The organism is Erythrobacter sp. SDW2 (assembly GCF_021431965.1).
In the GTDB taxonomy this organism is placed as follows: domain Bacteria; phylum Pseudomonadota; class Alphaproteobacteria; order Sphingomonadales; family Sphingomonadaceae; genus Parerythrobacter.
This window is the reverse complement of sequence record NZ_CP090370.1, coordinates 931,507-945,211: the sequence shown is the minus strand read 5'-3', so window position 1 is coordinate 945,211 and position 13,705 is coordinate 931,507. Positions and strand designations below refer to the sequence as shown.

At 65.2% G+C, this 13,705-nt stretch carries 14 protein-coding genes and 1 tRNA gene; 7 read left to right on the top strand and 8 right to left on the bottom strand.

Annotated elements, in window-relative coordinates:
• The first annotated feature begins 3 nt into the window (after positions 1-3).
• The 3 genes from LY632_RS04630 to LY632_RS04620 all read left to right on the top strand — a co-directional run bounded on the left by LY632_RS04630 (position 4) and on the right by LY632_RS04620 (position 4,087).
• Positions 4-504, top strand: coding sequence for a hypothetical protein (locus LY632_RS04630; RefSeq protein ID WP_234092635.1), 501 nt, complete (start codon positions 4-6; stop codon positions 502-504).
• Positions 501-2,438: an acetyl/propionyl/methylcrotonyl-CoA carboxylase subunit alpha gene (locus LY632_RS04625; protein ID WP_234092634.1), complete on the top strand. Its 1,938-nt coding sequence runs from the start codon at positions 501-503 to the stop codon at positions 2,436-2,438. Before LY632_RS04630 ends, LY632_RS04625 begins: the two co-directional genes overlap by 4 nt.
• A gap of 98 nt (positions 2,439-2,536) precedes the next feature.
• A complete protein-coding gene (locus LY632_RS04620) occupies positions 2,537-4,087 on the top strand; it encodes an acyl-CoA carboxylase subunit beta (protein WP_234092633.1) in 1,551 nt (516 codons plus the stop codon).
• Here the strand turns inward: LY632_RS04620 and LY632_RS04615 are convergent.
• A complete protein-coding gene (locus LY632_RS04615) occupies positions 4,084-5,382 on the bottom strand; it encodes a multidrug effflux MFS transporter (protein ID WP_234092632.1) in 1,299 nt (432 codons plus the stop codon). The genes LY632_RS04620 and LY632_RS04615 overlap by 4 nt on opposite strands.
• Before the next feature lie 154 nt (positions 5,383-5,536).
• On the opposite strand from LY632_RS04615, the gene dinB reads away from it, so the two are divergent.
• Positions 5,537-6,595 (top strand): DNA polymerase IV, encoded by a 1,059-nt coding sequence (dinB, locus tag LY632_RS04610; RefSeq protein WP_370636584.1) that lies wholly within the window; start codon positions 5,537-5,539, stop codon positions 6,593-6,595.
• On the opposite strand, the gene LY632_RS04605 is transcribed toward dinB, so the two are convergent.
• The 5 genes from LY632_RS04605 to LY632_RS04585 all read right to left on the bottom strand — a co-directional run bounded on the left by LY632_RS04605 (position 6,592) and on the right by LY632_RS04585 (position 10,232).
• Entirely contained in the window at positions 6,592-7,071 is a 480-nt protein-coding gene (locus LY632_RS04605; protein ID WP_234092630.1) for an NUDIX domain-containing protein, read from the bottom strand. The genes dinB and LY632_RS04605 overlap by 4 nt on opposite strands.
• A complete protein-coding gene (locus LY632_RS04600; RefSeq protein ID WP_234092629.1) occupies positions 7,059-7,682 on the bottom strand; it encodes a 6-phosphogluconolactonase in 624 nt (207 codons plus the stop codon). The genes LY632_RS04605 and LY632_RS04600 overlap by 13 nt, the downstream gene beginning before the upstream one ends.
• An 82-nt stretch (positions 7,683-7,764) precedes the next feature.
• Positions 7,765-8,226, bottom strand: coding sequence for a Dps family protein (locus LY632_RS04595; RefSeq protein ID WP_234092628.1), 462 nt, complete (start codon positions 8,224-8,226; stop codon positions 7,765-7,767).
• A gap of 103 nt (positions 8,227-8,329) precedes the next feature.
• Entirely contained in the window at positions 8,330-8,884 is a 555-nt protein-coding gene (locus tag LY632_RS04590) for a hypothetical protein (RefSeq protein WP_234092627.1), read from the bottom strand.
• Between the two features lie 13 nt (positions 8,885-8,897).
• Entirely contained in the window at positions 8,898-10,232 is a 1,335-nt protein-coding gene (locus LY632_RS04585; RefSeq protein WP_234092626.1) for an alkaline phosphatase PhoX, read from the bottom strand.
• A gap of 79 nt (positions 10,233-10,311) precedes the next feature.
• On the opposite strand from LY632_RS04585, the gene LY632_RS04580 reads away from it, so the two are divergent.
• Together LY632_RS04580 and LY632_RS04575 are read left to right on the top strand one after the other, a co-directional pair.
• On the top strand, positions 10,312-11,106 hold the full coding sequence (locus tag LY632_RS04580; RefSeq protein WP_234092625.1) for an SDR family oxidoreductase: 795 nt from the start codon (positions 10,312-10,314) through the stop codon (positions 11,104-11,106).
• Between the two features lie 10 nt (positions 11,107-11,116).
• Entirely contained in the window at positions 11,117-12,184 is a 1,068-nt protein-coding gene (locus tag LY632_RS04575; protein WP_305040826.1) for an NAD(P)-dependent alcohol dehydrogenase, read from the top strand.
• Positions 12,185-12,195: 11 nt separating this feature from the next.
• Here the strand turns inward: LY632_RS04575 and LY632_RS04570 are convergent, their stop codons facing one another.
• Positions 12,196-13,122, bottom strand: coding sequence for a class I SAM-dependent methyltransferase (locus LY632_RS04570; RefSeq protein WP_234092624.1), 927 nt, complete (start codon positions 13,120-13,122; stop codon positions 12,196-12,198).
• A 16-nt stretch (positions 13,123-13,138) separates the two neighbouring features.
• The gene (locus LY632_RS04565) at positions 13,139-13,387 is read right to left on the bottom strand and encodes a DUF6356 family protein (protein ID WP_234092623.1); all 249 of its coding nucleotides are present in this window, start codon (positions 13,385-13,387) and stop codon (positions 13,139-13,141) included.
• A gap of 159 nt (positions 13,388-13,546) precedes the next feature.
• Between LY632_RS04565 and LY632_RS04560 the strand changes: the two genes are divergently transcribed.
• Positions 13,547-13,620 (top strand) — tRNA-Gly (locus LY632_RS04560).
• The last annotated feature ends 85 nt before the right edge of the window (positions 13,621-13,705 follow it).

Here is a 13,705-nt window from a genome sequence, read left to right as displayed (position 1 = left end):
GGCATGAGAGGATTTCCGATTTTCGCAGGCCTTGCGCTTGCCTTCGCCGCCGCCGTGCCGGCCCTCGCCACCACCATCGTTCCAGAAGAAAGCGCGGTCGCGAAGAGCGTCGACCGCTTTTTCGAGGCGCTGCGCAGCGAGGACAAGACCGCGCTGGCCCAGGTCATGATCCCCGAGGCGGTGATCTTCGTCCATAACCGGATGGACCAAGCCAACCCGCGCGTTGATGTCGTGCCGGTCGCCGACCATCTGGCCCGCTGGGCCACCCGCAGCGGCAGTTTCGACGAGAAGATGACCTACGCCCGGATAATGATCGATGGTGACATGGCGCAGGTATGGGGGCCTTATGTCTTCGCGGTCGACGGGGTGGTGAGCCATTGCGGGATCAACTCGCTCAGCATGGTGCGGATGGCAGACGGCAACTGGAAGGTCGGCAACACCAGCTTCACCATGGTCGCGCCCGACCAGTGCGGGGCCATCGGCGCGCCGGAGCTCGGCGAATGATCCAGAAGTTGCTGATCGCCAATCGCGGCGAGATTGCCTGCCGCATAATGCGCACTGCACGGGCGATGGGGATCGCGACGGTCGCGGTCTATTCGAATGCCGACGCCAAGGCGCTGCATGTGCGGAGCGCCGACGAGGCGGTGCATATCGGCCCCTCGCCTGCGGCCGAGTCCTACCTGGTCGGCGCGAAGATCATCGCGGCGGCCAGGCAGACCGGGGCCGATGCGATCCATCCGGGGTACGGCTTCCTTTCAGAGAACGCCGACTTCGCGCAGGCCGTGATCGACGCCGGGCTGATCTGGGTCGGGCCCAAGCCTGCCAGCATCCGCGCGATGGGCCTGAAGGACGCCGCCAAGCAACTGATGCGCAGCGCGGGCGTGCCGGTGACGCCGGGCTATGACGGGTCGGACCAGTCGGCCGGGCGCCTCTCCAAGGAGGCCGAGGCCATCGGCTATCCCGTCCTCATCAAGGCGGTCGCGGGCGGCGGCGGCAAGGGGATGCGCAAGGTCGATGCGCCCGCCGACTTCGCCGCTGCGCTGGAGTCCTGCCGCCGCGAGGCCAAGGCGAGCTTCGGCAATGACGAGGTGCTGCTGGAGAAGTGGATCACCTCGCCCCGCCATATCGAGGTGCAGGTGTTCGGCGACAGCCACGGCAATGTCGTCCACCTGTTCGAGCGCGACTGCTCGCTCCAGCGCCGCCACCAGAAGGTGATCGAGGAAGCCCCCGCCCCCGGCATGGACGAGGCCACCCGCGAGGTGATCTGCGCCGCCGCCGTGCGCGCGGCCAAGGCGGTCGATTACGAGGGCGCGGGGACGATCGAATTCATCGCCGATGCGAGCGAGGGCCTGCGCGCGGATCGCATCTTCTTCATGGAGATGAACACGCGGCTGCAGGTCGAACACCCCGTCACCGAAGAAATCACCGGCGTCGATCTGGTTGAGTGGCAGTTGCGTGTCGCGAGCGGGGAGCCGCTGCCCAAGCGGCAGGACGAGCTGTCGATCAACGGCCATGCGATCGAGGCGCGGTTGTATGCGGAGGATCCGGCAGCTGGATTCCTGCCCAGCACGGGCAAGCTGACCTATTTCCACCTGCCAAGCTCAACCCGGACTCGCACCGTCCGCGCGGAGACCGGGGTAGAAAAGCACGACGAGATTTCTCCCTTCTACGACCCCATGATCGCCAAGGTTATCGTCCATGCCGATGATCGGGAAGCAGCTGCAAAAAGCCTCGCGCTGGCTTGCTCTACGCTTACCTGCTGGCCCGTGCGCAACAATGCCCGCTTCCTGATCGCGTGCTTGGAGAACAAGGCCTTTCGCTCTGCCGACCTCGACACGGGGCTGATCGAACGCAACCTTGAAGAACTGGTTCAACCCCACGAGCCGAGTGAAAACGCGCTGCAAAACGTAGCCGAACTGGCGTTTGACGCGGCGCGAGGGGTTTCGCGGGAGACCATCTACGCTTCGGAAGTTGGCCGCGGCAAAACGGCATGGACGGCGCAGATCGGTACGCGCCTCAATGCCAACCCGGTTCCTCCTATCTATGCCTTGACCGATGGCCGCGCCACCTACGCGGTCGCTTATGACCCCGAATTTGCGGGGGCTTCGCGGTGGACGGAGCGTGTCGATCACGGCTGGCTGGTCGATGATCTCGGCGCGACATTCATCCTGAACGTTGCTCGATATGACGGCACCGGCCAAGCCTCCGCCGCCGACGGCGCGATCATCGCCCCCATGCCGGGCAAGGTCATCGCGGTCGATGTCACCGAAGGCCAGGCCGTCACCGCCGGGCAGCGGTTGTTGGTGCTCGAGGCTATGAAGATGGAACACGCCCTCACCGCGCCGTTTGACGGGACGGTGACCGGCCTCTCGGTCGAGCAGGGTTCGCAGGTGCAGGTCGAGGCGGTGTTGTGCGTGGTGGAGCCTGCTGAAGAATAGCCGTCATCCCAGCGAAAGCTGGGATCCCTCTCGTCCCGGTGCGAAACCGATAGCGGTCCCAGCTTTCGCTGGGACGACGGCTTGGTTATGGATTGCGCATGGGATGGGAAAAAGAACTCGAGGAACTGCGCCGCCGCGAGGCGCTCGCGGAGCAGATGGGCGGTGCCGACAAGGTGGCGCGGCAGCATGGCCGGGGCAAGATGGACGCCCGCGCGCGGCTCGCGGCGCTGGTCGATCCCGGCTCTTTCCGCGAAATCGGCAAGATCGCGGGCAAGGGCTCCTATGACGCCGAGGGCAACCTCACCGGCGTCCTCCCCGCCCCGTTCCTGTTCGGCAAGGCCACCATCAACGGGCGGCCCGTGGTCGCCACGGCCGACGATTTCACCATTCGCGGCGGCGCGGCGGATGCGGGGATCGGCCGCAAGATGGAGCAGGCCGAGAAAATGGCGCACGAATTGCGCCTGCCGATCATCCGCATGATCGACGGCACCGGCGGCGGCGGCTCGGTCAAGACGCTGGAGATGATCGGCGCGACCTACATCCCCGCGGTGCATATGTGGGGCGAGGTGGTGAAGAACCTCGACACCGTGCCTGTTGTGGCACTGGCGCTCGGCCCCACCGCTGGCCTCGGCGCGGCGCGGATCGTCGCCAGCCATTACTCGATCATGGTCAAGGGCCTGAGCCAAATCTTCGCCGCCGGCCCCGCCGTCGTCGACGGACTGGGCGAGGCTTGGAAGGACGGCGCGGCGAGCCACGAGGAAGCCAAGGAAAACCTCGGCGGCAGCGGCATCCACACGCGCAACGGGGTGGTCGATGACGAGGTCGCCAGCGAAGCCGAAGCCTTCGCCCGCGCGCGCCATTTCCTCAGCTTCATGCCCGAGCATGTCGGCCAGCTCGCCCGCCGCGCCCAATCCGGCGACCCGGCAAACCGGCGCGAGGAAGCGCTGCTGAGCCTCGTCCCGCGCGAGGAAAAGCAGGTCTATTCCATGCGCCGGGCGATGGAACTGTTGTTCGACAAGGGCACGGTGTTCGAGATCGGCAAGATGTGGGGCCGCGCCACGATCACCGCGCTCGCCCGGCTCGACGGCTGGCCGGTGTTCGTGCTGGCCAACGACCCGAGCTACCTCGGCGGGTCATGGGACGCCAAGACCAGCGAGAAGGTGGAGCGCTTCGTCAAGCTGGCCGACCAGTTCCGCCTGCCCATCGTCCACCTGGTCGACAACCCCGGTTTCATGATCGGGCGCGAGGCGGAGGTGGCGGGCACGATCCGCTATGGCGTGCAGGCGATGAACGCGGTCTACAAGGCCACCGTCCCGCTCGCCAGCATCGTCATGCGCCGCGCCTATGGCATCGCCGGCAGCGCGATGAGCAACGCCGATACCTACCAGTACCGCTATTGCTGGCCCTCGGGCGACTGGGGCTCGCTGCCCATCGCAGGCGGGCTGGAGGTTGCCTACAAGTCCGAGATCGAGGCCGCGGAAGACCCGGCGGCCGAACTCGAAGCGATCCGCGAACGGCTGGGCAAGGTCACCTCCCCCTTCCGCAGCGCCGAGCGCTTCAACGTCGAGGACATCATCGACCCGCGCGACACCCGGCCCTTGCTGTGCGAATTTGCAGAGCTGGCTTGGCGGAAACTGGGCGCCGACTAATGGATTTCAGGTGCGGCCGGAAACTTGCGTTGGTCGCCGGGGCGGGTGAACAGCTTCCCCCGCTCGCTGAACAGCACCAGAAACAGTGACGTCAGGCTGCACAGGAACAGCGCGTAAGCCAGCGGCCGCGCGCTGTCGTCATAGGCCTGGCCGATCAGGATCCCGAGCCCGGCCCCGGTCAGCATGCGGATGAAACTCTGCGCCGAGGAAGCCGCGCCCGCCGCATGTTCGAACGGCTGCATCGCGATCGAGCCGAAGTTCGCCCCCATGAAGCCGAGCAGGCACAGGTTGGCCGCCATCAGCGGCACGAACCAGTCGAGCGAATCCGGATGGTAATGCGCGGCATAGACCTGCACCGCCGACACGACGATGAAGACGCACAGAGCCGTATGCGACACCCGCCGCGCGCCGAAGCGTTCGACGATGCGCGAATTGGTGAAGCTGGAAACCGCTAGGGTTGAGGCGGTCGCACCGAAGATCAGCGCGAAATCCTCGCCAGCGCCAAAATGCTCGCCGATCAGCTGCTGCGAGCTGTTGATGTAGCCGAACATCGCCCCGAAGGTGATCGCGCTGCCCAGCACATATCCGACCGCCGCGCGGGTGGTGAAAGTCAGCGGCAGATTGTGCAGCACGGTCTTGAGATCGAGCGGCTGACGCTCCGACGGGGCCAGCGTTTCGGGCAGCCGCGCCCAGGTCCACACAGCGACCACTGCTCCGGCAAAGCCCATGAAGGCGAAAATCCACGGCCAAGGCGCGAACACCAGCACCGCCTGCCCGACGCTGGGGGCCAACACCGGCACGACCATGAAGACGATGAAGATGGTCGACATCAGCCGCGCCATGGCATCGCCTTCGAACCGGTCGCGGATCACCGCCACCGGGACCACGCCCAGCCCTGCGGTGGCAAAACCCTGCAGGGCGCGGAGCACCAGCAAGGCCTCGAAACTCGGCGCAAAGGCGCAGGCCAGCGAGAGCACAATGTAAGAGCCGAGCGAAACGAACAGCACCGCCCGCCGCCCGAACCGGTCGGCCAGGCTCCCTGGCACGAGACAACCCACGCCGGTGGCGAGCAGGTAGATGCCGACCACCAGCTGCCGCCGGTTGGCATCGTCGACGCCATAGGAACCCGCAATCACCTCGAGCGCGGGCAGCATCCCGTCAATCGCCAGCGCGCCGAGGCTCATCAGCGCCGCCATCAGCGCGACGAATTCGCCGCGCCCGAGCGAGCGCGTGTGGCCGTCGCTGGAAGAGATCCGATTGCCCACCATGTTGGGGGCCATGTGCCCGCGTGCCACGCCGCTGCCTAGTGGCTTGGCCTGAGCATCGGGAGAAAGCCGATTCACTGTGCTTCAATTGCCGCGCCTAGCCGGATAATGTCGTCCGGTGGAAGACGACTTCGATGATGCAGAAGAAGAGGCGCAGGGCCTGCGCAAGATCATCCATGTCGACATGGACGCCTTCTTCGCCAGCGTCGAACAGCGCGACAATCCCGAGCTGCGCGGCAAGCCGATTGCAGTTGGCGGCGGGGGCGGGCGCGGCGTGGTCGCTGCCGCGAGCTACGAAGCGCGCAAGTTCGGGGTGAAGAGCGCCATGCCCTCGGTCACCGCCAAGCGGCTGTGCCCTGATCTCATTTTCGTGCGCCACCGCTTCGACGCCTACAAGGAAGCGAGCCGCCAGATCCGCGAGATCTTCCTGCACTACACCCCGCATGTCGAACCGCTCAGCTTGGACGAGGCCTATCTCGACGTGACCGGGGATTTGCAGGGCGTCGGCTCCGCCACCCGCACCGCGCAGCTGATCCGCGAACGTATCCGGGCCGAAACCGATCTCACCGCCAGCGCCGGGGTCAGCTACAACAAGTTCCTCGCCAAGCTCGCCAGCGACCAGAACAAGCCCGACGGACTGTGTGTCATCAGGCCGGGCGAAGGGGCAGCCTTCGTCCAGTCGTTGCCGATCCGGCGGTTCCATGGCGTCGGGCCCAAGGGCGCGGAGAAAATGGCCCGGCTGGGGATCGCAACCGGGGCGGACCTCGCGGCGAAGGACCTTGCCTGGCTCAAGGCCCAGTTCGGCAGTTTCGGCGATTATCTCTACCGCGCCGCGCGGGGGATCGACCTCAGGCCGGTGCGCGCCAACCGCATCCGTAAATCGGTCGGCGGTGAGCGGACTTTCAGTGTCGACCAGCACGAACCTGACGAGCTGCGCGAGACGCTGGAGCGGATCATCGCCATCGTCTGGGACAGCATCGAACGGACGAGGGCGCGCGGGCGGACAGTGACGCTGAAGATGAAGTACAACGATTTTCGCACCGTCACCCGCGCGCATTCGGTGCCCGGCTATGTCTCGGGCGCGGCAGAATTTGCGGCGATCTCGCGCGATCTGCTGGAGGCGCAATTGCCCTTGCCGCTGCCGATCCGGCTGATGGGGCTGACGCTGTCGAACCTTGAACGCGAGGCCGAAGTCGAAGCGGAACGTAGCGCCCGCAGAAACGGCCAGCTGGCGCTGTTCTAACCCCGCCCTTCCAGCCTGGCCCGCCACATGTCGAGCCGGACGCGGGTTGTCGGTCCCTGCGGTTCCGGCAGCGAATGACGCGGGAAAAACCGCGCCTCGATCACCTCGCGCCGGTCGATCTGCGGATGCTGGTCGGTCACCGCCTCGAACAGGTGCGTGGTATGCGGCGCGCCTGAAATCGTGTCTTCGATCACCGCCACCAGCGTGAGCCGTTCAAGCTCGATCCGCAGTTCCTCCTGCACCTCGCGCCGCGCTGCCGTCTCGGGCTCTTCGCCCCGGCCCATCCCGCCGCCGGGCAGCGCCCAGACCGCCGGACCATAGCTGTGACGCAGCAGCAGCACCTCTCCTTCGAGGTTGCAGATGACCACGCCGCAGCCGGCCAGCGGAGCCTTGCGCCAGCGGCGCCAGTGGTGACGAATACGATGAGCGAGCGGTAGCAGCGCGCGGTGGACCGGCGGGGGAATCAGGTGAAGCATGTCACCTGTTGCTGCGCCCTTGAAAGCAGGCGCGCAACCGGCAGGTCGTGTTCTCCCCCGATCGCGCCCTCGAACACCGCGCGCTTGTCCGCCGCGCCGCCCAGTGTGAACAGTAGGGCGTCGCTGTCGAGCAGGCTGGGTATCGTCAGCGTGATCCGGTCGAACGGGGCATGGGGCGGCAGCGGGTTAGGCGTCAGGCGACGCACCGCCTGCGCATCTTCCGGATCGGGATCGGTGTTGGGAAACAACGAGGCGATGTGCCCATCAGGCCCCATGCCAAGCCAGGTCAGCGCGAAGTGTGGCGGCGTAGAATGCTCCTCGAGAGCGACAACCCGCGTGCCAACCGGCTCCAGCAAGGCGCGCATCTTGCCGGTGTTGGACGCTCCGTGATCCTCGGGCACGATCCGGTCATCGTTGGGCCACACGTCGAGACGCTCGAAATCGAGGTCGCGGGTGACGAGTTCGGCAAGGATCGGGAATGGGGTCGAGCCTCCCGGGATGGTGATGGCGATCCGCCCGTCGGCGGCCTCAAGCGCGGTGCCAAGGTGCTGCTCCATCCAGTCTGCGATGGCGGTGGTGTCGGCGCTTTCGATCAGCTTTATCCCGGTCATAGCCAGACCATAGCGATCGCGCCGCACAGAGGCATCCCCCTGCGCGCCGCGAATTCGTATCCGCGTTGGAGGCGGAGCGCACTTACTGCAGCGTGCTCCTGAGAAACCAGATCCGCTCCTCGGTCTGGTCGGTCAGGTCGTCGAGGATACCGTCGGTGGCATTGTCGCCCGCTTCTTCCGCCACGTTCTTCAGCTTCTTGATCCGCTCCAGCATCTTGACGTTGTCGTCGTGCAATTCCTGGATCATCTCCTCCGCCTTGAGGTCGGTCCGGTTCTGGTCCTTGATCGTGGTGGCGCCGGCAATCGAGCCGATCGAGGTCAGTGTCGGTGCACCATTCTTGCGCACCCGTTCGCCGATCATGTCGATATTTTCGCGGATTTCGATCGCCTGTTCGTCGAACATCAGGTGCAGGTCGCGAAAGCGCGGACCGGTGACATGCCAGTGGAAGTTCTTGGTCTTGGTGAAGAGCGCGAAATGGTCCGCCAGTAGCCCGTTGAGCTCGTTGACGAGCGCGGTTTTCGAGTTGTCGCCTGCGGTGGCCATGAACTGTCTCCATTCGTTTTATGAGTTTCTTACAATGAACCAACGACAGTGATCGCAATCGGTTTCATCAATAAAACACATGGCATTAATCGTTTTTGGCGATTCAGATCATACCCCTTACACCCAGTCCGATGGCGAGTGCTGCGAGGAACAATACCGCTGCCAGTGCCAGCCTGATCCAGCGAAGCGGCAGCGATGTCTCCAGTGCATTGCCCATCGTCCACCCCAGCACCAGCGCAAGGGTGCCACCCAGCGCCCCGCCTGCCGCGGAATGCCACGGCAAGGCAGTCCAGGCAGAGACAGCAAAGACGAGAAATCGCCCGGCGTCGCTCACCTGCCGCGCCAGCAACACGACAAAGGCCGCGAAAATCGAATGGGTCGGCTCGCGCGGAACCTCGCGCCGCATCGGCCAAGCCAGCTCGACCGCGGCAATGACTAGCGCGACGGCGACCAGCATCTTGCCCGCTTCGGGAAACAGCTGGAACGCGATCCATCGTCCGGCCCAGGCCATCAGGAATGCCGAACCAGTCGCCGCGAGTGCCCCAGCCACCAGCAAGCCCGGGCCCGTGCGCCCGGCCAGCCGGGCCACCAGCAACTGGTCGCGCGCGCCTACCGAAACCAGCAGCACCAACGCGAAACCGAACAGGAACGAACTCACCGCGGATGCTGTCTCAAACGATCCAAGGCCCGGTTATGGCGAGCGTGCGCGCCGGGCTCATCGCATTGACGAACAGCACCTTGCCGTCGGGCGAGAAGCAGGCCCCGGCAAATTCGGTCTGGAGCCGCAGCCGGGCGAAATCATAAGGTCGCCCGAGCTGGTCGATCCCCCGCAGGTGGTTGTCGACCACATCGGTATATTGGTCCTCGCAGACGATCAGATGGCCGTTGGGGGCGATGCAGAGGTTGTCGCCATAGTTGAACTGGTCCTTGCTCTCGGATTCGAAATAGAGCTCCAGCCGGTCCGGCTTGCTGCCGCGACCGGGTGCCAGGCGAAAGATCTGCCCCAGCCCGGCTTCGCCGCCGCTGGTGCAGCAGAAATAGAGCTCGTCCGTGCCCATCCACAGCCCCTCGCCGCGCGCGAAGATCGTGGCCCCGGCCGCCGCACCGCGCAGGCGCAGATCGTCCTCGGGCGCTTCGACATTGTCGAGATCGACCCAGCGCGCGGTGTGGAGCTCGCCCCGCTTGATCGCCACAGCCTTGCTGTTGGTCGAATCCGCAATCCCTTCCACCGCCAGCGCCTGCAACTTGCCGCCGCTTGCTAACTGGCCCTTCACTGCCGGGATAAAGCGATAGAGCAGCCCGTCGTCGCGGTCCTCGGTCATATAGACCGCGCCGGTCACCGGATCGACGCAGGCCGCCTCGTGGTTGAAGCGGCCCATGGCCTTGAGCGGCACCGGATCGACCATGCCCGTCGCGGTGGCAGGGACTTCGAAGACATAGCCATGGTCCGGCGCCTGCTTCATCCCGCGCGAGCCCGGCTCCTCGCAGGTCAGCCAGCTGCCCCAGGGGGTGATGCCTCCGGCGCAATTGCGGATCGTCCCGGCCAGCGAGCGATGCTGCCGCTCGACCCGGAGGGTCGCGGCGTCGAGCACCACGGTGGTGGTCCCGCCGGGCAGGATCTTGCCATCGGGCCCGCGTCCGTAGCCACTGCCGAGCGTACCGCCGGAGTCTGCTCCGGGACTTAGTTCATGGTTGCGTACCAGGGCGATCTTGCCATTGCCCAGATCGAAGCAACCCATGCCATCCGCATCGTCGGGTACGGTCAGACCATCGTCCATCGCATCGCCGAGCTTCGAAACAATTCGGTAGGTGAACCCTTGCGGCAGATCGATCAGGCCCTCCGGGTCAGGCACCAGGGGGCCATAGCCCGTTGCGCTTTCCAAACCGGAACCGGTCGCCCCGCGTGTCTGGCAGCCGCTGGCGACCAGCGCGGCGAAGGCGCTGCCGGTGGCGAGGAAGCGGCGACGGTCGGTCGCGAGGGGGAATGCGGCAAGGGCAGACGACATGGGGCTTTGACTCCTGATGCGAGTGACGGCCATAGCAGGCGCAAGGGCCAATGGCAGGCCCATGTGAAGGGAGAGAGACATGAATTTCGCAGACGGCCACGCCGCCATCGTCACCGGTGGGGCTTCAGGTCTCGGACATGCCAGCGCGGTCGCGCTGCGCGAAGCCGGGTTCAAGGTCGCCATTTTCGACATCAACACCGAAGAAGGCCCAGCCAAGGCCGAAGCGATCGGCGCGACCTTCCACCACGTCAATATCATGGACGAGCAATCGGTGGTCGACGGCTTCGCCGCTGCCCGTGCCGCCAACGGGCAGGAACGCCTCACCGTCCACTGCGCCATGGCCAGCGGGCGCGGCAAGACCATCAGCTGGGACAAGGAGGCCGGCTGCTACAAGAAGCTGCCGACCGGACAATATGCCTTCGGCGCGGAAGGTATCCTGACCTCCAGCTTCCGCATCGCCAGCCATTCGGCACTCGGCATGGCCAACAGCGAGCCTGTGACCGAAGACGGCGAGCGCGGCGCGATCATCCTCACCGCCAGCGTCGCCGCGCAGGACGGTCAGATCGGGCAGGTCATCTACGGCAGCTGCAAAAACGGGGTGAACGGTCTGGTGCTGCCGATGGCGCGCGACCTGATGGACCTCGGCATCAGGGTCAACTCGATCATGCCCGGCATTTTCGCTACCCCGCTGATGCTGGGCATGAAGGACCGCAATCCGCAGATGTGGGACCAACTGAACGCCAGCGTCCCCTTCCCCAAGCGGCTCGGCCATCCGGAAGAGTTCGCCTCGCTGGTACTGGAAATCGCCCGCAACGGGTACATCAACGGCCACCAGTTCCGTCTGGACGGTGCCATAAGGATGCCGCCCAGGTAGGAGAGGCTGCATGACCACTTCGACCAACGAATACCCGACCAAAGCCTATGGCGCGACCGCGCCCGACAGCGGTGTGGGGCCAATGGACATTACCCGTCGTGGCTTGCGCGCTGACGATGTGCTGATCGACATCAGCCATTGCGGCATCTGTCATTCCGATCTGCACACTGCCCGCAACGACTGGGGTCGCACGACTTATCCATGCGTTCCGGGGCACGAAATCGTCGGCACGGTCGCGGCGGTGGGCGATAAGGTGACGCGGCACAAGGTCGGCGACCGGGTCGCCATCGGCTGCCTCGTCGACAGCTGCAAGGCCTGCACCCATTGCGAGCAGGACCTCGAGCAATACTGCCTCAACGGCTCGGTCGGCACCTATGGCGGGCGCGACCGGATCGATGGCTCGGTCACCTATGGCGGCTATTCCGACCGCATCGTGTGCCGCGACGAATTCGTGCTCAAGGTGCCCCAAGCGCTGAGCAGCGAGCATGCCGCTCCGCTGCTCTGTGCCGGGATCACGACCTACAGTCCCTTGCGGACATGGAAAGTCGGCCCGGGCAGCAAGGTTGCGGTCGCCGGACTGGGCGGGCTGGGTCACATGGGCGTCAAGTTCGCCGTGGCGATGGGCGCTGAAGTGACCGTGCTCAGCCGCACCGAGGACAAGCGGCAGGACGCGCTCGACCTTGGCGCGCATGACTTCCTGCTCGCCACCGACAAGATGGCGATGAAGGCGAAGACCGGATATTTCGACCTGGTCCTCAACACCATTCCCGTGCGCCACGATGTCGCGCCCTATCTCCACCTGCTGCGCATCGACGGGGCGCAGGTGCTGGTCGGCATGATCGACAAAATGCCCGAGCTGCATTCGGGCATCTTGCTCGGCCGCAAGATCCTCACTGGCAGCGGCATCGGCGGCTTGGCTGAAACGCAGGAGATGCTCGACCTCTGCGCCGCGAACGGCATCGTGCCGGAGATCGAAGTGATCCCGATGCAGGAGATCAATGAGGCCTACGAGCGGATGGAGCGGAGCGATGTCAAGTACCGCTTCGTGATCGACATGGAGAGCCTGCGGGTTTCGTGATCGCGCGAACTTCACCGGGGCAGCAGGTGGAACTCCACGCGATTGGAAAACAGCTCGTATTCGTCGAAGGCTGCCAGTTCCGCTCGCTTCTGCGGCGTCAGCAGGTGCGCATGGATGTCACCCATCAGCGCATGGTCCCGCTCGATCCGAAAACCCGTGTCTTCGAACAGTTTCACGAATTCGCGCCTGGTCAGCCGGTTGAGGTAAGTGTTGACGGAGAAAGCTGGATCGGTGAGGTGTTGCCACGCCTGCTCGGGCGGATTGAAAGGGGCCCGATAAACCGTCCAGTTCGGGTCATGCCCTCCGATGATGCCGGTAAAGATGCCGGGCTGGGTGATGACCATGCCGTGCGCGCTCAGATGCTCGCGCAGGTGCAACATACCGAGACGCAGTTCTTCGACCGGGATATGCTCGAAGACATCGCGTGAAAACGCCAGGTCGACCGAGCCGATCTTGTCCCACACCGATGGGTCGCCCACCGATGCGACCAGCAAGTGCGCACTTGCCGGGTCATAGGCGGGCAATTCCGCACGTGCGGCGGCGTGGAACCTGGGCCATTCGCGCGTTTCGAACAGGCAGTGACGTACCAGGCTCTTGACCGATCGCTCCCAGCCGTTCCGGCGCCAGGCGCTGAGGATGTCGCGCAAGCGGAGCACTGGATGATCGATGTCGATGGCATAGACCTGCCGGAAAATTCCGGTGAGCAAGAAAGCCCGCCGCGGCCGGGCACCGAAGCCGATTTCCAGCACGGTCGACTCGCTTGCCTTGAGGCCCGTCCGTTCTTCGAACTGGGCCGCGATCCCGCGAAGGTCGGCAATCTCCGCTGCCACCGCTTCTGCACCAGCAGGCATGATGAAGCGCGAATGCGCCAGCCGCCCGTAATAACGCAGCTTGCTGGCGAGCGAAACATCGCGAACCGAGGAATTGGTCTGCTTCATTCGCAGCGGGACTTGGTCAGATGCACCAGTCGAGCTGTTGCCCACGCTGGTTCGACCGGTCCGCCCGAACGCGGTTGGTCACCATCCGCGCGTGAAGCCTGCGGACCACGGTGCTGCCGGTGTGCTGGAACAGGAAGGGGAAAATCCCGTGCAGCAGGCAGGCAATCCCTGCTGCCAGCATCGGCCAGCCGAAGCTGCTGGCCACCCGCATATGCTCGAAATAGGTCTCGCCGACCGATTGAGGATGCGCGGTGAACAGTTTCATCGGTGGCTCCGTTGGTGGGAAAGCGGGGACTGTCGGCAAGCCTATGCCACAAGGCGGTGACTGAAAACAGCCGTCCTCGCGTCCCACCCCCCACTCCGATATTGACCCCGCGCCCGCCATCGGGCAAGCGCCCTGCCGCGCCGACGATGCGCCGAAGATGCGGGTGTAGCTCAATGGTAGAGCAGCAGCTTCCCAAGCTGACGACGAGGGTTCGATTCCCTTCACCCGCTCCAGTGTTTTCGATTGCCTACCGCTCCGCTGCTTGAGGCGGCCTCGATTGCCTACCGGTCCGCTGCTTGAGGCGTTCTCGATTGCCTA

Bases quoted from the DNA above. Each gene is read 5' to 3' on its own strand.
- LY632_RS04630 (WP_234092635.1), top strand. From the start codon at position 4: ATGAGAGGATTTCCGATTTTCGCAGGCCTTGCGCTTGCCTTCGCCGCC.
- LY632_RS04625 (WP_234092634.1), top strand. From the start codon at position 501: ATGATCCAGAAGTTGCTGATCGCCAATCGCGGCGAGATTGCCTGCCGC.
- LY632_RS04620 (WP_234092633.1), top strand. From the start codon at position 2,537: ATGGGATGGGAAAAAGAACTCGAGGAACTGCGCCGCCGCGAGGCGCTC.
- dinB (WP_370636584.1), top strand. From the start codon at position 5,537: ATGGACGCCTTCTTCGCCAGCGTCGAACAGCGCGACAATCCCGAGCTG.
- LY632_RS04605 (WP_234092630.1), bottom strand. From the start codon at position 7,071: ATGCTTCACCTGATTCCCCCGCCGGTCCACCGCGCGCTGCTACCGCTC.
- LY632_RS04600 (WP_234092629.1), bottom strand. From the start codon at position 7,682: ATGACCGGGATAAAGCTGATCGAAAGCGCCGACACCACCGCCATCGCA.
- LY632_RS04595 (WP_234092628.1), bottom strand. From the start codon at position 8,226: ATGGCCACCGCAGGCGACAACTCGAAAACCGCGCTCGTCAACGAGCTC.
- LY632_RS04585 (WP_234092626.1), bottom strand. From the start codon at position 10,232: ATGTCGTCTGCCCTTGCCGCATTCCCCCTCGCGACCGACCGTCGCCGC.
- LY632_RS04580 (WP_234092625.1), top strand. From the start codon at position 10,312: ATGAATTTCGCAGACGGCCACGCCGCCATCGTCACCGGTGGGGCTTCA.
- LY632_RS04575 (WP_305040826.1), top strand. From the start codon at position 11,117: ATGACCACTTCGACCAACGAATACCCGACCAAAGCCTATGGCGCGACC.
- LY632_RS04570 (WP_234092624.1), bottom strand. From the start codon at position 13,122: ATGAAGCAGACCAATTCCTCGGTTCGCGATGTTTCGCTCGCCAGCAAG.
- LY632_RS04565 (WP_234092623.1), bottom strand. From the start codon at position 13,387: ATGAAACTGTTCACCGCGCATCCTCAATCGGTCGGCGAGACCTATTTC.